The following is a 20,515-nucleotide window of genomic DNA, read 5'->3' on the forward strand; positions in this document are numbered from 1 at the left end:
GAGCTAGAGTTAGCAATAGCAGACGTAACTTTTCCCTGCTGATAGAGATTGATTATCTTCTTTCCGTTGCCCAGTCATCACTCTTTCTCTCTGAAATAAATGTCGTTTTCTCTAAGCGCCTTACAGAACTCTTTATAGTGATTTTCACCGAATTCAATTCTCATGATCTGCTCATTGTTCACGTCTGGGCCATGAGATGCAGGGTACTGAATAAATGTGCCGTCACTGTGTTCAGTTAAATATCTTTCATAAAGCTTATTGAACTCCAAGCGCTGCTGCTCTTTTATGTACAAAAAGTTAGCCATTGTATTTCCTTTACGTCTGAGGTACGGGCCGGAGAAAATAATATCATACTTAACAACAATTCTCTAAAATATCAATAGGTAAATCCAAACTAAAGAAACAAAGGCTGGCCCACGCTTGGTCATATATGTTAGCAAGCTGATAAATTTGGCAATTCCATAACAATCCTGACCGTCTCCATACTTATCCAGGCCACCCGTATCACTGGAAATCCCATTGCTGTACAACGTTGCAAGGTTTCCGCGGTTAAAACGGGGAACGCTTGCGCAGCGGTATCCATGCGCTGTTCGAGGCCGTGGAAGTGCGAAGCATAGTGTTTCCTATATTTGAGATGTTGGTTTAACTTTTTTGTTTGGTGGGCATATCTTCCCCGAAGATGCGCCAGCATTGCTGAATGACCGCAATCAGTCTACCGCCGACCATCAGGGCTCAACGGCGGCAGGGCAGCGTAATCAGTCATTCAGGTTCTTGACATTAATCATACGTTTCGCGTAAAAGTCTTTGTCAATTTACTTCAGACTGAACTTTTGATCGATGTTTATCAATTCGCTGAAGGAATTCTCCCTTTAACGATCGAGATTTACGACCTTCGCCGCCAATGCGAAGGATAGCAAAGGCTTCACCCAATCCATGACGCAATAATCCGGTCGATTCGCGAGATCCATTAAAAAGATAGAGATGGAGAAGCTTGAGGTAAATCAACTGCGGAATAACACCATTTCGACCGCATTCCTTGATTAGCAAAATAGCGTGGTCAATGAATAACTTATTTGGTTTTTCTAAAGCTAGACAAACAGCAAGCGCCCGTACAAGCATTGTACCGCTTCCTGTTTTACTCGAAATAAAACCCTCTAGCTTTGGCGTGGCGAGCAGATCACACATCAGGCTTACAATCGCAGATGGCGTGATCATCAATAAGATTTGCTTAATTTCATCGGGTCCGCCATCAGAAATAGGCTCAGGAAGGACTTGTTGCAACTCATCAGGATCAAGAAGTGAAATTGACTTTAAGATTATAAGCATAAATCTTGACCAAAGATTTAGTGCTTCATCTAGACATGATTCTTTGAGCTTTACATCATCAACCAATTCACTATTGCGCAATGCTACAGAAAGAATCCGCAATATTGAGAAATGTCTAGCCGCGATGTTGGATGCCTCATAGCTATATCGCCTACGAGCGATTTTATGGTCCACCGAAGCATCACTTGGAACTTCTGCAAGACCATCGATCTTGGTGCGCATTCGACCGTCATCAACGTTATTGCTCGTAAGTCCATCATCAATTGCCGTTAATAATTGCTCACGAACTAGGGTTGTTTTGCCGTCAATCTCATCAATGAAGGAACTTTCTACGTTGATATCATCTGGAATTTTAAAGTCACGAGCGAGATTTAGAAGGTCACTTAATAGAGTCTTTCTATCTCTGTGCAATCCAGTTAGAAAATCGATTTCAGGATGGTATCTTCCAATATTATCTATAGTTATTGCGTTACTTAATAGTTCGGAACTGTCGGCCAACTTTCTTGCAAGAAAAAACGCTCGAAAACAATCGTACTTAAATCCGATCTGCTGCAACCCCTCAAAGAGTAATCCCTTACGAAGAAGTTCCTCTGTAAACCCACGAGTGGAGACGTTCAGGCCTTTCTTCTGAAAATAGTTAACAACGAACGCTTCAAATTCTAGTGCGGCGACAGATTCAATTCTATCTTCGTCAAGCTTCGCTGAAAACTCCGTAAGAAAATGCACCTGTATTGTTGAATCAAACTCTGAGCGTGATTTAGATTCGTTTAGCTTGTCGAGAAGGCCGTCGATTAGAACTTCTACCACCGAAGCATGATTAAGCAAGCTAGTGTTTGGATTTTGTTCAATAACCCAGAGCAAGATAGAAACAAGGAACGGTGTGTGAGGAACATGCAGGCCGTTTAACAACTTATTTACCATATCAAACTTTTGATCTACAATACCGCTTCGGAGTGGTTCTCCAAACCATTTGCTAATTAGTTCGCGGGTATGATTTCCTTTAAATGAATGAATGTGTGCTACAAAGCGGTTGCGTTGATATGTTGGCGGCTCCTTGTAGGACAGCTCATCAACTTCTTCTTCTGCTGCACAATAAATATATCTTATTTTCGAGTATTCGTTGCAAAAAGTTGTTATTAACTTTTCGTGTTCCGGATTATGAAGCTGAACGTTATCGAAGCCAACGGCTGCGAATCCTCCAGTTAGGAGCTGGATAACTTTGCTGCGGGGCAGTTCTGATCCAGTAAAATCTACCGCTTGCTCAAGAATGGCAGCAGTTGTAAATCTGCTAAGCTTAGAAATGTCGATAATAAATGCTGCACGAGCAGGTGAATGGAAATCAAAATAACGGTCTGCTATCAAGTAATTAATCAAGGTAGTTTTTCCAGACTCGCGCTTACCAATGAGTAGTATGTCGTCCGAAATGCTGAATAAATAATTCAGATTTAGTAAATCGTTAGTGCCAGATTCCGCAGACACCGTTTCTCGCGCGGCATAATTTTTTTCGCTCTCGCGCGCCAGGGTTGGCTCAACAAAAATTGCACCAAGAATCTTTGGAGCAACAGATGATGCCGAATACGATAACAATTTAGAATTAATATTCTTTTGAGCGGCCTGAACAATATTCGCAGGAATAAGAACCGAGCTCTCTGGAGAGCGTTTTGAAATAGAAAAAATCATTATTCCGTCGTGCGAAAACCTTGGCGAAATATCAAATTCATTTCTCTGAGAATAATATTCTCTCGCCGACACAATCCAGTCAGATTTATTTGAGTCGAATTCGACAAGGAAATAGCCATTAAAGTAATCGCGAGATTGATATATACATCCCGCGTTACTGACAAACAAAGCTCCGCTGTTTGTAGTTAATGCACTTGTAGTGGCCGAATGATTGTGGCCGCAGAATAATGCGTCGAAGTTTCTTGATAAACTTCGCATAATAACTTCTCTTTCGGCTGGATTAAGCCATTCTAGAGGATGGTGCATCAATGCAATTTTTACATCACAGCCATTTATCTCTTCTAATGCACATTCAACTTGTCGCTCACCTACGTATAAGCTGCCATAATCTTTGCTCCCGCCGCCCTTAGTCAGCCATGCGCTGTTAAGCATTGCGAGGCCAATGTTATTTGACCCAATTGTAAGCTTATAGGTATAATACAAGGGATTATTTTTGTAATATGTTTTGTTAACTAGCTTAGCCAGTTGCAAATAACCATTTAGGTGGGAGAACAAACCAAAACTCTGATCGGCACTAAGTTTTTCAAAAAGGCTATTTGCTTTTTCTGGAGTATCAATAGCGTCGAATATTGGCTGGTATATGCTGTCTCGCGATTTAATACTCATGTCGTGATTGCCGGGGCAAATTACTAATGGTATATCGCTCCCGGCAGACAGACGAATCCTGTTTAACATCTGGGAGATTTTATTCGCAGTGACGTCTTCCTCAAAAGATCCTTTGCTGGCGAGGTCACCAGTGCACAGTATTGCGCTTACTTCTTGTGCTTTAACCAGATTATGAATGTCATAGCATAGTGCGTCAATAACTCGCTCCTGGTTAAAATCACCAAAATAGTGAATATCAGAAATATGTATAAATCTCATTTGTTTTTTTCCTTGTACCCTGTAAATAAATAGATTCCGATATGCTTTGTGTTGTTAGACAGTTTGGGTAATAATTCAGTGTGACTTGATGCGCCGGACGGCTGGCCTAATTAATTTATGCTGTGCATTATTTGCTATTATACATGGCCGCATGTTCAGCCAACTCAGCATTAATGAAGCTAGCAATCATTGAACGGTAGACCTGCTCGGTAACGGTTGGGTTTGCGCCAAGCTCGACGGACGGGGTGACGACTTTCGTAATAACCTGTTCAACCCGTTGGGGTGCCTTGACGTCGGTAGTGTTTTTCTTGAACCTTGCCGCCTGTTTTACATAAGTCCCACTCTTTGCCAGTAGAGTGACAATCTGACGATCAATGCGGTCAATATTGGATCGAACGGCTTCGATGGAGTTGCACTCGACATTAATCAATCAACAATACTTCTCCTTGCGCTTTGCCCAACGTCCGCTTCCAGTCTGTTACTACCGTTCGTTGCACAAGATAGTACGGTACCCCGTCGTCTGTAGACAAGGCCTGTCGGATACCGATCTGAGGGTGTATTGGCTTGTCACTCAGGTGTCAGCGCATGGCGCATGAAATCCTGCCGGGGTGCCCGCACGACGTTGGAGGTGGCGGCAGGCGGTGTTGCGCGTCACAGGGTAGTTCCCGGACAGCGTTTGCGGTGGCAGACAGCATAATCACGGTCTTGACCATTTTAATTGGCCAGACTATAGGCGGGCTCCATTTTGTGGAGAATACGATGCAGTCAATATGTTACAAGCCAAATCCTTTCTGTCCCGCCTGGGGGAAGCCATCGAGCAAGGACAGAAGCGCGAGATGGTGATCGCCAGGAATGGTTGTTTCGCCGCCAAGTTGGTGCCGATAGATACGGCCCTGTCTGGAAAGCGGATCGGTGTGGCGAAAGGTTTGTTCGTTATGCCCGACAGTATCGATGCGCATAACAATGCCGTGGCGCGCTTATTTATGGTCGGGGTGCAGCCCTGAATTTGCTGCTGGTGTTCACGGAAAATTAGTATCATCCTGGCGTCTCGCGGATTCTCAGCCTCCGGGTGAGCTTTCGAATGGCAAGTATGCAACGGAAACGGTCATTGAGAAAGTAATGGAAGTGCCAGCGCGCTTGGGTGACATATGCTGAACATAGTAAAGATAGACAAACTGAATTAACAGATTCAAGGCCAGAAATGGTTCCGAAGGAGTCATGATATAGAAGTGTCACAAATGGAGCTATGATCGAATCTGGTGTACAGGCAGATTACAACTGACTTGAGTAAGGTGGCGTACTGTTGCTACAAAGGGTTTGCAGACCAAGTAAGCAACATAAGGAGTACGCCGTGGAAAAGAATACCGTATTTGAGGGTGGTATGGGAGAGCTGGGCTTGGGGATAGAGGGCGTGCTGCGGCGTGCGGCACGTTCCCTGATCGAACAGGCCATAGAGACAGAGGTGGCCGGATTGCTGGAAGAGTTTTCTGCGGTACGGATGGTCAATGGTCGTCAGGCGGTCGTTCGTAACGGCCACCTGCCGGAGCGAGAGATCATAACTGCCCTGGGCCCTGTGCCAGTGAAGGTCCCCAAGGTTCGGGATCGCTCGGGTTCGGGGATTAAATTCAATTCGGCACTGGTGCCACCGTATGTGCGTAAATCGCGGACGGTGGCGGCCACGGTCCCCTGGCTGTATCTGCATGGGGTATCTTCTGGCCACATGCAGGAGGCGCTTTATCCTCCTGGGCGAAGAGGCCAAGGGACTTTCCCCTGCGGCATTGGGACGCCTCAAGGCGCAGTGGGCGGAAGATCATGCCGCCTGGCAACGCCGTTCCCTGGAAGGTAAACGGTATGCCTACTGGTGGGTGGACGGCGTCTATACCAACCTGCGTGCGGAGGAGGATCCACGCATCTGCCTGCTGGTGATTATTGGCGTGACTGCGGACGGGAAGAAGGAACTGGTCAGTGTCAGCGACGGTCTGCGCGAATCCAAGGCCTCCTGGCTGGAGATTCTGCGCGACCTGCAGGCTCGTGGTCTGGAAGCTGCACCATTACTGGCTATTGGTGATGGCGCCATGGGCTTCTGGGCAGCATTGGATGAAGCGTATCCCGAAACCCGCCAGCAGCGCTGCTGGGTGCACAAGACCGCCAACATCCTCAACGAACTGCCCAAATCCAAGTAGGGTAAGGCGAAGGCGGCACTGCAGGAAATCTGGATGGCCGAGAGTCGGAAGGCCGCGGAGAAAGCCCTGGAAGTCTTTGTGCGCAACTACCAGGCGAAGTATCCCAAGGCCGTGTGCGCAACTACCAGGCGAAGTATCCCAAGGCCGTGGCCAAGCTGGAAAAGGATCGGGCGGAATTGCTGGCCTTCTATGATTATCCGGCCGAACATTGGCGACACATCCGCACCACCAATGCCATTGAATCGACCTTTGCCACCGTGCGTCACCGGACATCGCGCACAAAAAACTGCGTGTCGCGCAACAGCTTCATTGGATTGGGCTTCAAGATGTTACAACAGGCAGAGAAACGCTGGATCGGGATTTATGCCCCTGAGAAAGTCCACGATCTTTTTGCAGGGGTGAAATTCATGGATGGATTGCCGGCCAATCAAATCCTGCCGGATGACCAACAGAGCGCCGCCTGAAGCTATGTCAGTAAATGCTTATACACCAGAATTGACTATAGCTCGTCACAAATGTTATTTTTCTGTTTTTTGTTGGAGCTATTATCCCCGATTTTATCAAAATTTTTATGCCGCAAAGAATGTTATTTACACTAAACAATACCAGGAATAATGGCGCATGTTCTTGACTTATAAGATTCGTATTCTGGAAATCTTTCTAGCAGGATACGCTCTTCATGGCTAATGCGAACAAGGTATAATATCATTGTTGATGTCGATACCAATAATATAGTTGCAAGGTTTCCAGATGAAATAGCCATGCCGATTAAAGACACCCATCCACCAAGATATGATGGGTGCCTGACTTTGGCATACGGGCCAGAGCTTACTAGACAGTGATTCTTTTGTATCATCAACCGAACAGAAAAATATCTACCTAAATAACTTATTGAATAAATCCTATAAATATAACCAACAAAAAACATGATCACACCTATAACAGAAAATAAAATTATGTGAAAATAATTTATTTTATAATAACTCGTAAAAAAGTGTCCAGCCGTGAAGCTCAAGAATATTGACAGACCTATAATATAGAAAAAATATTTATCAAAAAAGTTTATTGATATTTTTGAGTGTTTATCTGGGCCGAAATATTTTCTAGCTATGTAACCTTCAATAATCATAACGAAAACAAATAATATCTCAGGAATTATAGCCATGTCTTACCTCACGAATTAGTTATTGTGGTGCAAGCCGGAACCCCAGAAAACTCCTAACGAAAAGTCAATATTGGTGCGATGGCTACCCAGTTAGACCCAAAGGCGAAACCCGGTTGTCGCCGCTTAGCCATAAGCACATCAACATGCTGTGGCGCTATTTGTTAAATTTCATCAAATTGTCTGGTAGGTCTCGGCCCGTCTATCGATAATGTACTCATTCTCCCTATCGAGGCCAAGCGGTCTGGCGTGCCATGATCAGACTAAAAGTTGAGGCTGATCATTTCGGGATTGGTCGATTACTCGCCCCGTCGTATCGTTGCCATAGTGATATTTCCTGTTGGCATTCCGTGATGAGAAAATCATAGTGCAATTCAGCGAGCTAGGCTATTCATTACGCGATCAGGCATCCCAATGTCTGCAATCAGTCTGGCACCGCCCTTTGAGTTCGCAAACAATGGTCTTCTTCTCACAACCATGGAGACCGTGTCATGCCAACAGAACTCAACGGCAACCAGCACCTTCAAACCCCTTGGAACAAAGACAAAATTAGAGGTCAGAAACGGCCCTTGAAACTACAGGAGGTATGGGCCATTAGAATTCGCCTGCAACTGGCCCAACAGATCCGTGAATTAGCCCTCTTCAACCTCGCCATCGATAGCAAATTGCGGGGCTGCGACCTCGTGGGACTGCATGTTTCCGATATCGCACATGGTCACACCGTCATGCACCGCGCCATCGTGCTCCAACAAAAAACTCAGAGGCCCGTCCAATTTGAGATCACCGAGCAAACCCGAGAGGCCCTGACCACATGGATCGCCCATGCCAAACTCAAGGATGACCAATTTCTCTTCCCCAGCAGGAAACACGCCTCACCTCATCTTTCCACCCGGCAGTATGCGCGTGTTGTAGAGCGTTGGGTTATTTCCATAGGGTTGGATCCGTCCGCCTATGGCACGCATACCATGCGCCGAACCAAGGCCACATTGATTTACAAGCGCACCAAGAATCTCCGCGCCGTGCAACTTCTGCTGGGGCACACCAAGCTGGAGAGCACCGTCCGTTATCTGGGCATTGAGGTCGATGATGCTTTGGAAATGGCCGAACAGACGGAAGTGTAGCATAATTGATTTTGGCCTTGAGATAGTGCAATGATTTCCCTATCATGAAGCCATGACCAACTACTCAGTAGGGGATGACTGGCGTGTACGCGTCAACGGCCGGGAGCAGCATCCGCTTCCGCACGTCCATGTGCAGTTTCGTGACGGATCCCGTGTGTCGCTTGCCATCGAGACAGGCGCGCTTCTGGTCGGCTATGTCTCGCCCCGGAAGCGATTGGAACCGGTGCGGACCTGGATTGAGGCGCATCGGGATGTCCTATTGACGGAATATCGGAGGTTGAATCCATGAATCAAGCACCCAGAATTGAAACGGCGACGATTACTGGCCCGTTCCAGATAGAAATCCATTGGTCCACCGGCGAAGTGTTTACCACGGATCTCAAGGATCTTATTGGTCCGCCACGGAAGGAAGACCCCTTTTGCGCGCTTCATGATCCGGCCTTCTTCGCTCAGGGGCATGCAGATGACTGGGGCGATGGCCTGAACTGGCCAGGCGGATTGGATCTGGGCGCAGACCGTCTCTATGCCTTGGGTAGGAAGCAGGCAGGATTACCGACGCGTGAGGATTTCATCGAGTGGATGGAGCGGAACAATCTCAGCCTGAGTCGTGCGGCAGAAGCCATCGGTATGACTCGGCGCATGATAGCCTACTACAAAAACGGCTCTCGCCCGATACCAAAGACCGTGTGGCTGGCCTGCATCGGTTATGAGGTGCTTGAACGCCACGCAGCTTGATTAAGGTGACTAATGGTCGATTTTGCAGCGGAAGCAGTCATTCATCCAAATACTGAGCACCGTCCTTACCTTCTACGGAGCGATCATTGCACCGAAACTATGGTGATCATTTAGCTGAAAACACAGCCAAATGATTGGCTGTAAATAATACTATGTCATCCATTTATTCGCTATCATGGTGATGATAAATAATGTTTATGTGCAACCAGGTTGGCTCTTACCGTATTATTGAGATGCTAATCGTGTATGAGTGATGAATTATGAAACATAATATTGGCACTAATATTTTAAAAGAAAGCAATAAAATTATCATGTCCGGAGCTGACATGGTGTTGCATGTATTAAGTCAAGAACACGTAAATACGATTTTTGGTTACAGTGGCGGAGCCATTCTTCCCACTTACGATGCAATCTTTCGTTATAACGAATCTCATGACAGAGAACCAGAAAAACAAATTCGCTTGATCGTACCAGCTAACGAACAGGGCGCCGGATTCATGGCCGCAGGTTACGCAAGAGCTAGCGGTAACGTAGGGGTGTGCTTAGTAACATCTGGCCCCGGTGCTACAAATACGGTAACACCGGTTCGGGATTGCATGGCTGATTCGATTCCTATGGTTCTAATTAGTGGGCAAGTGGCTCGTGCGGCGATAGGTACTGACGCGTTCCAGGAAGCGTCTGTGTTTAACATTATGAGCGCTTGTGCAAAACATGTATTTCTCGTAACCGACCCTCTTAAGCTTGAAGCCACTTTGCGCACAGCCTTCGAAATCGCAAGGACCGGGCGTCCCGGACCTGTGGTTGTTGATATTCCAAAAGACATTCAAAACTGGATTGGTGAATATCAGGGTGGCGGTGTATTGGAGCTTAAAGGATATCGTGACAGAATGAAGTCGCAGCAGGTGTTTTCCAGAATGTTACCCCAAAAAGCTGATGCCTTTTTTGATCTCCTAGAAAACAGCCATCGGCCACTTGTTTACGCTGGAGGTGGGGTAATTAATAGCAATTCTGGATCAGAGTTTAAAGAATTTATCGAGCGGTATCGTATTCCTGTGGTTACAACACTTATGGGTATCGGAAGCTTAAGTACAACTCATGCGCTGAACTATCACATGCTTGGAATGCATGGAACGGCTTACGCCAACTATGCCGTAGAAGATTGCGATTTGCTAATTGCTATCGGAGCAAGATTTGATGACCGAGTAGTTGGCAATCCACATAAGTTCGCGCCAAATGCTCGTGCAATTGCACAGATTGATATCGATCCATCTGAGATATGTAAGGTGAAAAATGCGGATTGGCATCACGTTGGTGATATAAAATCGACTTTAAGGAGCTTGTGCGAACACAAGGCAGCCATTGGAAAAGACTACTCTGCGTGGCACGTACACCTACAATCTATTCGAAGCACACATCGTATGGACTTTGATAGGGAAAGCGAGTTGATTCAACCGTATTACGTAATTGAGGAGCTAAATAGAATAACGAATGGCGATGCAATTATTACCACCGGGGTTGGCCAGCACCAAATGTGGGCAGCCCAATATTGCGAGTTCAGGGGCTCGAGGATGTTTTTGACTTCAGGTGGAATGGGTACTATGGGATTTGGTCTTCCTGCTGCCATTGGTGCACAAGTCGCCAATCCAGAACGTTTAGTTATAGATATTGATGGCGATGGTAGTTTACGCATGAATTTCGGAGAGATGGAAACGGTGACGACATATAATCTTCCGGTTAAGGTTCTGTTATTTAACAACTTTGGTGATGGCATGGTACGCCAATGGCAAAAACTGTATTTTAGTGATCGCTTCTCCGGAAGCGATAAGTCATTACATCGCAAAGATTTTGTGAAATCTGCTGAAGCCGATGGTTTTGAGTTTGCGAAGCGTATTACTAAGAATGGGGAAGTTACCAAGGCGCTTGCTGAATTTATTTCTTTTCAAGGTCCGGCATTTCTGGAGGTGATTATTGATCCGGATGCTGGTGTTTATCCAATGGTTGGGCCAGGTCAGCCTTACAGCAAGATGGTTACTGGACCATTTATCATGCAAAGAGAGCAGGAAGTTGCGCCTACAGATGAATTGCCATATAGTATCGATAAGTCAGACATGTTTTGAAATTATTGAATATAACAAGCTATCGTCAAGTACCGCAACGCTATAAACAGACGGTTTATAAGTTATTTCATGAGTTTTTTAAAGCCATAAAATATCACTACCAACATAATCGCTGAGATGATGACATTTAAAATAAACCCAATCATTAAAATCTCCTTTTCTAAGGTGTTGGAGTAGCCATAAAAAATTTCTGTATTTTTCGAGCTGCCCTCCAGATACCCAGCCCCACTCTTCGAGGCATCCTCAGAGTGAATGACGGCTTTCAGTCTGCTGCCGACCATCAGGTTTCAACGACGGCAGGGCACAGATAGCTGCCGTAAGGGCTATGCGTGCAACTCGGCCAATATTGCCGAGCGCCCGCACCAAGCCGGTTGTGTCAGCACTTATTTATGATTATAGAATCAACGCTCATGATGCCCAGTGCCCGCCTATTCAACTGATTGGCACGAGGCGATGGTGGAAGCGGGCAGAAAGCCAAAAATTACGATACAATACGAATCCGTAGTATTGATTAACAAGGATCTGGATTAATCATGTCAGCGCGCTCAAATACTTTTTTTCATTTCACAAAAGACTTAAATACTCTAACTAAAATTATAAGCGACGGTTTCTGGCCAAAATACTGCCTGGAAGATATATCTTGGCAGAAGTTCAACGGGTATGATTTCTTTGCTTTCCCCATGGTGTGCTTTTGTGATATTCCCATAACCAGGATTGACGAGCACGTAAATTTCTACGGGAAGTATGGGATCGGCATGTCTCGAGAATGGGGCGAAAAAAATGGCTTAAATCCAGTATTTTATATCTCGGGGAATGGACCTGCTTATAATGCAGCGCACTCAATCGTCCGAATATCGAAAAAGATCGATGATCCCGATGAATCAAAAAATGCCAGCGACATCATAGGCGACTTCGTCGCTTACGTAAAACCAACCCGTGGTCTCATGTATGTTTCAGGAAAACCGCAAGAGAAAGAGTTTTACCAAGAGTCGGAGTGGCAATATCTTCCTAAGTCAGAAGACATAATACCATTTATGCCTGAATCAGACTTTCGGAATAAAGATAGGCTCGATCAGTGTCATGAATTAACAAATAACCACTGCATGTTAACCTTTAAGCCAGAAGACATCCGATACATTATTCTCGAAAAAGATTCTGAGATACCTAAGATAGTTGACCACATACAAAACGGAACAACTAAGACTTCTAACGAAGAAAAAATACTAATTTCCAGAATTATCTCGCTCGAAAGCATTCGGCATGATTTTTAACAGCCGAGCCTATCCGTTTCGGAATGGCAACATCTCTCAGATACCTGCCGCTTATCCGACACTTCGTTGGACGGCAGCAGTGGGTTGGATGATGTCATTTGATCAAAGCCAATGAATGACCGCAATCAGTCTGGATCGGCCCTTCGGCGGAAAAACATCTACAGAAAGTCTCTAGCCGGATAGTGTTTAGGTAAAAGTCACACAAAATATTCCGCATCTCGCTCCAACCAGAAACCTGCTGCCTCTGCACACACTCAAATCTGGTCAGAAATCGTCGCACGCTCAATCGTGCTGCATTCGTCTACTCCAATCGCGGGACCTTGGATTATTGGATTTATCGACGCACTCAACAGATCTGGATAGACTTCAGGAATTGGATTTCTTCCTCCTACTGTTAGAGGTGCCGCTATGAGCACGGTTAAGCAAAAAGCTACCCTGGGCGCGGAAGTGCGCCGTTTCGTTCGTGCTTATCATAACGGCGTGCTCTGTTCGCTATCCAAACGCCTAGCAGGCCACCCTTTTGCCTCTGTGAGTCCCTTTGTGCTCGACGACGCAGGAAACCCTGTCATCCTCATTTCCACCTTGGCGGAACACACCAAAAACATCGATGCTGACCCCCGTGTGAGTCTGATCGTCCACCCTTGCGCTGAGGACATGCTCACCGCAGGTCGGGTGACCTTAGTGGGTCGCGCTGCGCGCCTCGTTGACAAGGGCGCTTTTAGTGAGCGCTACCTACGCTATTTTCCCAAAGCTGCCGATTACTTCTCCGCCCATGATTTTTTCTTTTATCGTATCAGCGTAGAACACATCCGCTATATCGGCGGCTTCGGCAAAATTCACTGGGTTCTAACCCAACAGTATTCACCGCCTCCCACAGAGGCCCTCGTTGCGGCGGAGACCGATATTCTCACCCATATGAATGCTGACCATCGCGACAACTTGCGAGGCTATTGCCGTCATCTACAGGGTTGTGATGTCACTGATGTAGAGATGGTAGGGATTGATTACGATGGCTTCGATGTTCGAGCCGATGGCAAACTGATGCGTTTCGATGTTTCCGATCCCATCATCGATGCGCAAGGGGCTCGGTCGGCGCTGGTGAATTTGGCTCAAAAGTGCCGTGAAAGCCCATGAGCTTTTATGTAGTGGGATGTTGGCTGCGTATTCCGGGGCATCGTGGGCACCCATTCCGTTTGATCGTGGGCAGTGATTCTGATTGATGGTGGGCACCCGTTACGATTGATCGTGGGCACTTTTGTGGACTTTCCGGAATCGGTGCCCACGATGCCGGAACGGTGTCCCGGTTTCCCCTTGGCGAAAAGAAAACATTTTGGTCATTCATTGGCTTAAACAGCATCCTTGGCTCTTTTTACAGGAGATCCAGGATGCCCACACCGAGGATGACCATGAAGGCGATTCAAGAAGTAATCCGTTTACATGCTGCAGGCCTCAGCCAGCGGCAAATTGCGCAGGCCTGCCGTCTTTCTAAGGGAGCGGTTGGCAAATATTTGCAGAAGGCCGAACAGGCCAGTGTCTCTTGGCCTTTGCCCCCCGAAATGGACCCGGCAAAACTGGAAGCACTGCTTTTTCCCAGCCATCGGTCCGCCACCGTGACGGCGCCGGTGATGCCGGATTTTGCGACCATCCACACGGAAATGCGGCGCAAGGGCATGACTCTGCAACTTTTATGGGAAGAGTATATGGCCGCGCATGACGAACAGCGCGTCTATCAGTATTCCCAGTTCTGCACCCACTATCGGGCCTGGAAAGGCTGCCTCAAACGCAGCATGCGCCAGAACCATTTGGCCGGTGACAAACTCTTTATTGATTACGCCGGCCCCACGGTGCCGATCATTGACCCCGGCACCGGCGAGATTCGCCGGGCGCAGATCTTTGTAGCCGTGTTGGGGGCTTCCAGCTATACCTATTGCGAGGCCACCTGGAGCCAGAGCCTCAGCGACTTCCTGGGGTCCCATGTGCGTGCCCTGCGGTACTTTGGCGGAGTACCCGTCCTGCTGGTCCCCGACAACCTCAAGGCGGCGGTCACCAATGCCTCCCGATACGAACCCGAGATCAATCGCAGTTATCAGGATCTGGCCACCCATTACGGGGCCGTAGTGCTTCCGACACGCCCCTATAAACCCAAAGACAAGGCGAAGGTCGAGGTCGGCGTGCAAGTGGTGGAGCGCTGGATTCTGGCGCGTCTACGCCACTTCCAGTTCTTCTCGCTGATGGATCTCAACAGGGATATCCGCCGCCTGCTGGAGGATCTGAATCAGCGCCCCTTCAAGCAGCTACCCGGCAGCCGTAAAAGCACCTTCGAGGCTTTGGATCGGCCCGCCCTAAAACCCCTGCCGGCGCAGGATTATGTCTTTGCCGTCTGGAAAACCGCCAAGGTCAGCATCGACTACCACGTAGAGTATAACCGGCATCGTTACTCGGTCCCTTACCGTCTGGCCCATGAGCGGGTCGATCTGCTGGTCAGTGCCCGAACCGTAGAAATATTCCATCAGCAACAACGGGTGGCCAGCCACCTGCGCGAGGACAGTCAGGGCCGCTACAGCACGCTCACGGAGCACATGCCCAAGGCCCATCAGCGGCATAGCGAATGGACCCCTGGACGGCTGTTGAACTGGGCACTCTCCATCGGCCCTGCGACCCGGGATGTAGTGCGCTGGCAGCTGGAGAGCAAACCCCATCCCGAGCAGGGATATCGTTCCTGCCTGGGCTTGCTCAGTCTTTCCCGCAGCTATGACAAAACCCGCCTGAATGCGGCTTGTCTCCGGGCGATGAAGGTGGGGTCCCCCACCACCAACAGCGTCAAATCTATCCTGCAACAGCGACTGGACCAGATACCGGAGACACCTCAAAAGGCGGCTCCATTGCCCGCTCACGACAACATCCGCGGACCCCGCTACTACCATTGAACAGGAAGAAAAATAGCATGTTACAACAACCCACTCTGAACGCGCTGCGGCAACTCAATCTTCACGCCATGGCCGACGCGCTCGACGAACAATCCCGCCTCCCCCAGATCCAGGATCTCTCCTTCGAGGAGCGTCTGGGACTGCTCCTGGACCGAGAACTCTGTGCCCGGGATCAACGCCGTCTGACGCGCCTGCTGAAGCTCGCCCATCTCAAGCAGAATGCCTGTGTGGAGGATATCGACTATCGCGGCTCCCGTGGACTGGACCGATCCAAGGTGATGGCACTGATCCAGAACACCTGGATTCGGCAAGGCCATAATCTGCTGATTACTGGCGCCACCGGCACCGGCAAAACCTGGCTGGGCTGTGCCCTGGGTCATCAGGCCTGCCGTCAGGGATTGAGCGTGCGGTATCTGCGCTTGCCCGCCTGTTTGAAGAACTCCGCATTCGTCATGGTGACGGCAGCTTCGGGCGTTATCTGAATACGCTCGCCAAGGTGGATTTGATTATCTTAGACGACTGGGGGCTTGCCCCCATGAACGGGGAAGACGTTCGAGATTTATTGGAGATCATTGATGACCGGGTGAACCAACGAGCCACGCTGATTACCAGCCAACTCCCGGTGAATCATTGGCACGAATATCTGGGCGAGCCCACCGTGGCCGATGCGGTACTGGACCGGCTGCTGCAAAGTGCCCACCGATTGGACTTGAAGGGAGACTCCCTGCGTCGTCATCGTGACGCTCACGAAATACCAAAAGTTGACCCATCGTGACCACCTGAGCATAAAATGGCGGTGACCAGAATGTATGCTTTTCGGGGGTGCCCACGATCAGCGGAATCGCTGCCCACGATCGCCGGAATGCGCAGTTGGCATCTAACCAACCGACTACGAAGTTCATACCTTTTTGCCATTAAATTTTCACATCCCATCCCTGCGGAATGCGTGGGCTCTAGCTGACTTGATCGCGAAGGAACACTACGCAGCGTAAGCAGTCGTCCAGCGGCTTGGCCATCGTTTTCTCAAAACTCGTCACTCTGGCTGGAAACCGTGGCTGTCTACTGAGAATGGTTTCGAGGATTGCAACCCATTGATTTACTGTGCGGCAATGACCACTAGTTGAAGCCTCTCGAAAACGGTCGGTTTTGAGAGGTGTACAGGGTTGTCTAGCGATATAAATTTTTGTATATTTGTCCGACGACACACCCCAAACCTATCGCCTTCCGGGGCTCATCTCTGGACGAGCTCCGCACCTTTCCCCTGTCGACGAGGCGCGAAGCAGGACACCAGTTGGATCAGGTGCAGAAAGGTCGAGAGCCGGACGACTGGAAGCCGATGAATAGCGTGGGTCAAGGCGTTCAGGAGATTCGGATACGGGATGCAACAGGCGCCTACCGGGTCATGTATGTGGCGAAGTTCGCCGAAGCCGTTTATGTGCTGCATTGTTTTCAGAAGAAGGCCCAGAAAACCCGCAAGGCGGATCTGGATCTTGCTGGACAGCGGTACTGGGATTTATTGAAGGAAATGAAATCATGAGTAAAGAACGATTTGCGAGTGTATGGGATGCGATTGAGGATACGCGTGAGGAAGCAGAGAACATGAAGCTACGTTCTCAGCTGATGATGTCCCTCAAGAGCCATATCGCCCGTACCGGGATGAGCCAGGCCCGGGCGGCCCAACTTTTTGGAGTAACACAGCCGCGTGTTTCCGATCTGGTGCGCGGCAAGATTGACCTGTTTAGCCTGGACATGTTGGTGAACATGGCGACAGCAGCAGGGTTGCACATAGAGCTGCGGGTGCTGGATGCTGACGGAGTCTGTAGGCATCCTTAAAATAGTCACAGTGACGAAAGTATCGACCTGGGAAAGCCGTTTGGCAATTTGTGCTATAACGATCCAGGATGAAACATTAATTTTTCTGTAGTCGGCAAGAATGCTGCGCTCGCGCATGAGGCAATGCTAATTACCGGAATATTGGTTGCTCACGGGAGGCGTTGGTAACAGAGATCATAGACCGCATGCCCCAGTCGCTGTCCGCGGCGTTCAAAGCGGGTAAGGATGCGGTTATCGGGGCGGGGGGCGTAACCGGTGCCGGGCTGGGTATTCTGCAGGCCTGGGGTAGCATTGAGAACAGCCAGCATCTGTTCGGCATAATCTGCCCAGTCTGTGGCCATCTGCAGTTCGCCGCCGGGCACCAGCAGGCGGCACAGTAGTGCAGCAAATTCCGGCTGAATGAGACGGCGTTTTTGCTGTCGTTTTTTCGGCCAGGGATCGGGGAACTGGACGATGATGCATTGCAGCAGAGCTTCGGGCAGGGTCTGCAGCCAGGTAACGACATCATCATGAATAATGCGGACGTTGTCCGTCCCGGTTTCCAGCAGTTGCAGCAGCAGGGACCCGACGCCGGGGGTGTGTACCTCGGCACCGATGCAGCCCCAGCCCGGTCTTTGCCGGGCGATAGCGGCCAGATGTTCACCGTTACCGAAGCCTATTTCCAGTAACAGCGGTCTCTGGCTCTTCCAGGGGTCCTGCCAGACGGCATGGGCATCCATTTGCCAGGCGGACAAGTGCTCGGCCACGGCGCGCGTCTGGGCAGCGGTGATGCGGCCCTGACGCAGCACAAAACTGCGAATGGGGGGATGACTGGCCTTGAGAGCTTCTTCCATGACAGGCATTATAACCTGTTTAGCGTTAGGTCCTAGAGAGGAGGGCGGGCATGGAACACCCCTTGGTTGGTGTGGTGATGGGTAGCGACAGCGATTGGGAAGTCATGTGCGCTGCAGTAGAGCAGTTGCGGGCGCTGGCGATTCCCTGCGAACAGCGTGTCGTGTCCGCACACCGCACGCCGGATCTGCTCTTTGAATATGCCGCCAGCGCCATGTCGAGGGGACTGCGCTGCATTATTGCCGGTGCTGGGGGCGCAGCGCACCTGCCCGGCATGTTGGCATCCAAGACCATGGTGCCGGTGCTGGGCGTGCCCGTACCGTCCAAACACCTGCAAGGCATGGATTCCCTGCTTTCCATCGTGCAAATGCCCAAGGGGGTGCCGGTGGCGACCTTTGCTATTGGCACGGCGGGGGCAGCGAACGCCGGTCTGTTTGCCGCAGCGATACTGGCGGGTGCCGATGCGGAGCTGGCCCAGCGCTTGCAGGATTTCCGGACGCGGCAGGCGGCGGCAGTCATGGCGACGACCCTGCCGGAGATTACCCTTTGATTTTACCCGGCGCGACGCTGGGAATACTGGGTGGTGGACAGCTCGGGCAAATGTTTTGCCTTGCCGCCCGGCGTATGGGTTATGACGTCTGGGTGCTGGACCCCGACCGCGATTGTCCGGCCGCTGCGGTGGCGGATCGGCACATCTGTGCGGCTTACGAAGATGAAATCGCTTTACAGGCATTGACCGATGCTTGTGCGGCGGTCACCACAGAATTCGAGAATGTGCCGCTGAGCGCTATGGAACGTATTGCCCAGAAGGTGCCGTTGCGCCCCGGTGCCAGGGCGGTGGCTATTGCTCAGGATCGTGCCCAGGAAAAGGCTTTCTTCCGCGACCTGGGTTTGGCCATTGCGCCTTTTGCGCTGCTGCGCAGTAGCGCCGATTTGGCAGGCGCAGCGGCTACCGTAGTCTTCCCGGCCATTCTCAAAACCACGCGTTTTGGTTATGACGGGAAGGGACAGGTGGAGCTTGCTTCCCCGGAGGACCTGCCCGGTGCTTGGGCGGCCATGGGGGGGACAGACGCGGTGCTGGAGGCGCGTGTCGCCCTGGCGCAGGAAATTTCTGTCGTTCTGGCCCGTGCTGCCGATGGCATGATGGTCTTTTATCCTATAGCCGAAAATGTTCATCACCGGGGTGTTCTCGACCTGAGTAGTGTCCCGGCCCGCACGACGGAGGAGTTACAGGATCTCGCCCGGCGCAGCGCCGCGCGTATTGCCGAGGCGCTGGATTATGTGGGCGTGCTCGCGGTCGAATTTTTTGTGGATAAGGCGGGGCAATTGCTGGTCAATGAGATGGCGCCACGTCCCCACAACAGCGGTCATTTCACCATGGATGCCTGTGTGCATAGCCAGTTTGACCAGCAGGTCCGGACCCTCTGTGCCTTACCCCTCGGGAATACCCGTCTGATCAGCCCGGTGGTGATGATGAATCTGTTGGGTGATCTTTGGGAAAGCGGTACACCGGACTGGGATGCACTGCTGCGCCATCCACAGCTCAAACTGTATCTGTATGGCAAGAAGCAAGCCCGGCCACGGCGTAAAATGGGGCATGTGAATGCGCTCGCTACGGATACCGGACGCGCCATCGCCGTTCTCGAAAGCTTGCGCTGCGATTGGCACTGGCCACGCTGAAGAAAACTGTATAATCGTTGTGGTGGTCAGGGGCCTAGCGCTTACCAAGGCGTCCGGCAAGCCATTGTGCGATCCAGAGTAATACGGCGCAGATGAGGAAGAAGACCAGACTCCAGTGAGTGATGGGCCATCCGGCTAAGGTGCGGGCACCGGCGGCAGCACAGGAGCCGTGTCCGGAGAGCGCTGAGGCGAAGTCTTTACCCCAAGACCCGAAGCTGTGCTCACCCGGAAGGAGGTTCACGGCTGCGCATCTCTCCACCCTGTGGGTTGCTACTGCGGTGAGATGCCACTGCCATCCGGCAAGGCCGGCCCCCGCTAGGGCATAGGCACTGGCCAGCAGCCATAATCCGCGCTGCGCCGCGCCCGTCCAGAAGAGCCCCATCACGACAATGACCAGCACGGCGAGATTGGCCAGGCGCTGATATATACAGAGGCTACAGGGCGTGTAGCCCATGGCAAATTGTAACCAGAGTGCCAGCGCCAATGCGCCTGTTGCAGCCAGCACCACCAGTACGGCGATCAGTGAAGGTAAATACCTGGGATTCATGATGCGCTCAGTAAATCTCCCCATTGCGTGTTATCGAGTAGGTCAAAAATGTAATGGATGCTTTTGCCATTACGGTAGACCAGAAAGGGTACGTTGGCGACAGGGCCGCCCTGAATCTCAAATTCTTTACCCTGGGTCCGGGATTCGTTGAAGTATAGACGATCCTGCATTTTGGCGA

Annotated in this window: 19 protein-coding genes and 2 pseudogenes; 14 read left to right on the top strand and 7 right to left on the bottom strand. The window is 50.1% G+C overall.

Translation table 11 applies throughout. The features are described from left to right. Nucleotides 1-77: 77 nt before the first annotated feature. The 3 genes from H2515_RS02235 to H2515_RS02245 form a co-directional block, all read right to left on the bottom strand. Nucleotides 78-305, bottom strand: a complete 228-nt coding sequence (locus tag H2515_RS02235) for a hypothetical protein (RefSeq protein ID WP_198660844.1) — start codon at nucleotides 303-305, stop codon at nucleotides 78-80. Nucleotides 306-807: 502 nt separating this feature from the next. Beyond that, the gene (locus tag H2515_RS02240; RefSeq protein WP_198660845.1) at nucleotides 808-3,930 is read right to left on the bottom strand and encodes a metallophosphoesterase; all 3,123 of its coding nucleotides are present in this window, start codon (nucleotides 3,928-3,930) and stop codon (nucleotides 808-810) included. A gap of 127 nt (nucleotides 3,931-4,057) precedes the next feature. After that, nucleotides 4,058-4,360, bottom strand: coding sequence for a chorismate mutase (locus H2515_RS02245; protein ID WP_198660846.1), 303 nt, complete (start codon nucleotides 4,358-4,360; stop codon nucleotides 4,058-4,060). Nucleotides 4,361-4,700: 340 nt separating this feature from the next. Here H2515_RS02245 and H2515_RS02250 point away from each other — a divergent pair, with 340 nt between their 5' ends. Next, the gene (locus H2515_RS02250; RefSeq protein WP_198660847.1) at nucleotides 4,701-4,934 is read left to right on the top strand and encodes a type II toxin-antitoxin system Phd/YefM family antitoxin; all 234 of its coding nucleotides are present in this window, start codon (nucleotides 4,701-4,703) and stop codon (nucleotides 4,932-4,934) included. A gap of 347 nt (nucleotides 4,935-5,281) precedes the next feature. Further along, nucleotides 5,282-6,577 (top strand): annotated as a pseudogene (locus H2515_RS02255) (IS256 family transposase). A gap of 131 nt (nucleotides 6,578-6,708) precedes the next feature. Here the strand turns inward: H2515_RS02255 and H2515_RS02260 are convergent. After that, nucleotides 6,709-7,278 (bottom strand): methyltransferase family protein, encoded by a 570-nt coding sequence (locus tag H2515_RS02260; RefSeq protein ID WP_198660848.1) that lies wholly within the window; start codon nucleotides 7,276-7,278, stop codon nucleotides 6,709-6,711. A gap of 488 nt (nucleotides 7,279-7,766) precedes the next feature. On the opposite strand from H2515_RS02260, the gene H2515_RS02265 reads away from it, so the two are divergent. From H2515_RS02265 to H2515_RS02310, 10 genes and pseudogenes are all read left to right on the top strand, one after another. Then, entirely contained in the window at nucleotides 7,767-8,396 is a 630-nt protein-coding gene (locus H2515_RS02265) for a tyrosine-type recombinase/integrase (RefSeq protein WP_198660849.1), read from the top strand. Nucleotides 8,397-8,448: 52 nt separating this feature from the next. Then, nucleotides 8,449-8,685, top strand: coding sequence for a DUF4160 domain-containing protein (locus tag H2515_RS02270; RefSeq protein WP_198660850.1), 237 nt, complete (start codon nucleotides 8,449-8,451; stop codon nucleotides 8,683-8,685). Further along, nucleotides 8,682-9,131, top strand: coding sequence for a DUF2442 domain-containing protein (locus tag H2515_RS02275; protein ID WP_198660851.1), 450 nt, complete (start codon nucleotides 8,682-8,684; stop codon nucleotides 9,129-9,131). Before H2515_RS02270 ends, H2515_RS02275 begins: the two co-directional genes overlap by 4 nt. Before the next feature lie 260 nt (nucleotides 9,132-9,391). Beyond that, nucleotides 9,392-11,248 carry a biosynthetic-type acetolactate synthase large subunit gene (ilvB, locus tag H2515_RS02280; protein ID WP_198660852.1) on the top strand — a complete coding sequence of 619 codons (1,857 nt, stop codon included), beginning with the start codon at nucleotides 9,392-9,394 and terminating at the stop codon, nucleotides 11,246-11,248. Between the two features lie 533 nt (nucleotides 11,249-11,781). Beyond that, nucleotides 11,782-12,519 (top strand): abortive infection system antitoxin AbiGi family protein, encoded by a 738-nt coding sequence (locus tag H2515_RS02285; RefSeq protein WP_198660853.1) that lies wholly within the window; start codon nucleotides 11,782-11,784, stop codon nucleotides 12,517-12,519. A gap of 408 nt (nucleotides 12,520-12,927) precedes the next feature. Continuing rightward, entirely contained in the window at nucleotides 12,928-13,653 is a 726-nt protein-coding gene (locus tag H2515_RS02290) for a HugZ family pyridoxamine 5'-phosphate oxidase (RefSeq protein ID WP_198660854.1), read from the top strand. Between the two features lie 272 nt (nucleotides 13,654-13,925). After that, nucleotides 13,926-15,446 carry an IS21 family transposase gene (istA, locus tag H2515_RS02295; protein ID WP_198661388.1) on the top strand — a complete coding sequence of 507 codons (1,521 nt, stop codon included), beginning with the start codon at nucleotides 13,926-13,928 and terminating at the stop codon, nucleotides 15,444-15,446. Between the two features lie 68 nt (nucleotides 15,447-15,514). Next, a pseudogene (gene istB / locus H2515_RS02300) lies at nucleotides 15,515-16,221 on the top strand (IS21-like element helper ATPase IstB). A 408-nt stretch (nucleotides 16,222-16,629) separates the two neighbouring features. Further along, nucleotides 16,630-16,983 (top strand): type II toxin-antitoxin system RelE/ParE family toxin, encoded by a 354-nt coding sequence (locus tag H2515_RS02305; protein WP_269802058.1) that lies wholly within the window; start codon nucleotides 16,630-16,632, stop codon nucleotides 16,981-16,983. Beyond that, nucleotides 16,980-17,279 carry a helix-turn-helix domain-containing protein gene (locus H2515_RS02310; RefSeq protein ID WP_198660855.1) on the top strand — a complete coding sequence of 100 codons (300 nt, stop codon included), beginning with the start codon at nucleotides 16,980-16,982 and terminating at the stop codon, nucleotides 17,277-17,279. Before H2515_RS02305 ends, H2515_RS02310 begins: the two co-directional genes overlap by 4 nt. A 149-nt stretch (nucleotides 17,280-17,428) precedes the next feature. Here H2515_RS02310 and trmB read toward each other — a convergent pair whose 3' ends face one another. Next, nucleotides 17,429-18,112: a tRNA (guanosine(46)-N7)-methyltransferase TrmB gene (gene trmB / locus H2515_RS02315; RefSeq protein WP_081919485.1), complete on the bottom strand. Its 684-nt coding sequence runs from the start codon at nucleotides 18,110-18,112 to the stop codon at nucleotides 17,429-17,431. Between the two features lie 50 nt (nucleotides 18,113-18,162). On the opposite strand from trmB, the gene purE reads away from it, so the two are divergent. Next, nucleotides 18,163-18,660, top strand: a complete 498-nt coding sequence (purE, locus tag H2515_RS02320) for a 5-(carboxyamino)imidazole ribonucleotide mutase (RefSeq protein WP_014030077.1) — start codon at nucleotides 18,163-18,165, stop codon at nucleotides 18,658-18,660. After that, a complete protein-coding gene (locus tag H2515_RS02325; RefSeq protein ID WP_035193514.1) occupies nucleotides 18,657-19,790 on the top strand; it encodes a 5-(carboxyamino)imidazole ribonucleotide synthase in 1,134 nt (377 codons plus the stop codon). Before purE ends, H2515_RS02325 begins: the two co-directional genes overlap by 4 nt. Before the next feature lie 34 nt (nucleotides 19,791-19,824). Here the strand turns inward: H2515_RS02325 and H2515_RS02330 are convergent, their stop codons facing one another. Both H2515_RS02330 and H2515_RS02335 read right to left on the bottom strand, forming a co-directional pair. Beyond that, on the bottom strand, nucleotides 19,825-20,337 hold the full coding sequence (locus H2515_RS02330) for a disulfide bond formation protein B (protein WP_232821509.1): 513 nt from the start codon (nucleotides 20,335-20,337) through the stop codon (nucleotides 19,825-19,827). Then, nucleotides 20,334-20,507: a hypothetical protein gene (locus tag H2515_RS02335; RefSeq protein WP_156103903.1), complete on the bottom strand. Its 174-nt coding sequence runs from the start codon at nucleotides 20,505-20,507 to the stop codon at nucleotides 20,334-20,336. Before H2515_RS02335 ends, H2515_RS02330 begins: the two co-directional genes overlap by 4 nt. Nucleotides 20,508-20,515 lie beyond the last annotated feature (8 nt).

Source organism: Acidithiobacillus ferrivorans (genome assembly GCF_016250455.1).
Taxonomy (GTDB): domain Bacteria; phylum Pseudomonadota; class Gammaproteobacteria; order Acidithiobacillales; family Acidithiobacillaceae; genus Acidithiobacillus; species Acidithiobacillus ferrivorans.

Bases quoted from the DNA above. Each gene is read 5' to 3' on its own strand.
- H2515_RS02310 (WP_198660855.1), top strand. From the start codon at position 16,980: ATGAGTAAAGAACGATTTGCGAGTGTATGGGATGCGATTGAGGATACG.
- ilvB (WP_198660852.1), top strand. From the start codon at position 9,392: ATGAAACATAATATTGGCACTAATATTTTAAAAGAAAGCAATAAAATT.
- H2515_RS02265 (WP_198660849.1), top strand. From the start codon at position 7,767: ATGCCAACAGAACTCAACGGCAACCAGCACCTTCAAACCCCTTGGAAC.
- trmB (WP_081919485.1), bottom strand. From the start codon at position 18,112: ATGGAAGAAGCTCTCAAGGCCAGTCATCCCCCCATTCGCAGTTTTGTG.
- H2515_RS02285 (WP_198660853.1), top strand. From the start codon at position 11,782: ATGTCAGCGCGCTCAAATACTTTTTTTCATTTCACAAAAGACTTAAAT.
- istA (WP_198661388.1), top strand. From the start codon at position 13,926: ATGAAGGCGATTCAAGAAGTAATCCGTTTACATGCTGCAGGCCTCAGC.
- H2515_RS02270 (WP_198660850.1), top strand. From the start codon at position 8,449: ATGACCAACTACTCAGTAGGGGATGACTGGCGTGTACGCGTCAACGGC.
- H2515_RS02330 (WP_232821509.1), bottom strand. From the start codon at position 20,337: ATGAATCCCAGGTATTTACCTTCACTGATCGCCGTACTGGTGGTGCTG.
- H2515_RS02275 (WP_198660851.1), top strand. From the start codon at position 8,682: ATGAATCAAGCACCCAGAATTGAAACGGCGACGATTACTGGCCCGTTC.
- H2515_RS02260 (WP_198660848.1), bottom strand. From the start codon at position 7,278: ATGGCTATAATTCCTGAGATATTATTTGTTTTCGTTATGATTATTGAA.
- H2515_RS02335 (WP_156103903.1), bottom strand. From the start codon at position 20,507: ATGCAGGATCGTCTATACTTCAACGAATCCCGGACCCAGGGTAAAGAA.
- purE (WP_014030077.1), top strand. From the start codon at position 18,163: ATGGAACACCCCTTGGTTGGTGTGGTGATGGGTAGCGACAGCGATTGG.
- H2515_RS02290 (WP_198660854.1), top strand. From the start codon at position 12,928: ATGAGCACGGTTAAGCAAAAAGCTACCCTGGGCGCGGAAGTGCGCCGT.
- H2515_RS02250 (WP_198660847.1), top strand. From the start codon at position 4,701: ATGTTACAAGCCAAATCCTTTCTGTCCCGCCTGGGGGAAGCCATCGAG.
- H2515_RS02240 (WP_198660845.1), bottom strand. From the start codon at position 3,930: ATGAGATTTATACATATTTCTGATATTCACTATTTTGGTGATTTTAAC.
- H2515_RS02235 (WP_198660844.1), bottom strand. From the start codon at position 305: ATGGCTAACTTTTTGTACATAAAAGAGCAGCAGCGCTTGGAGTTCAAT.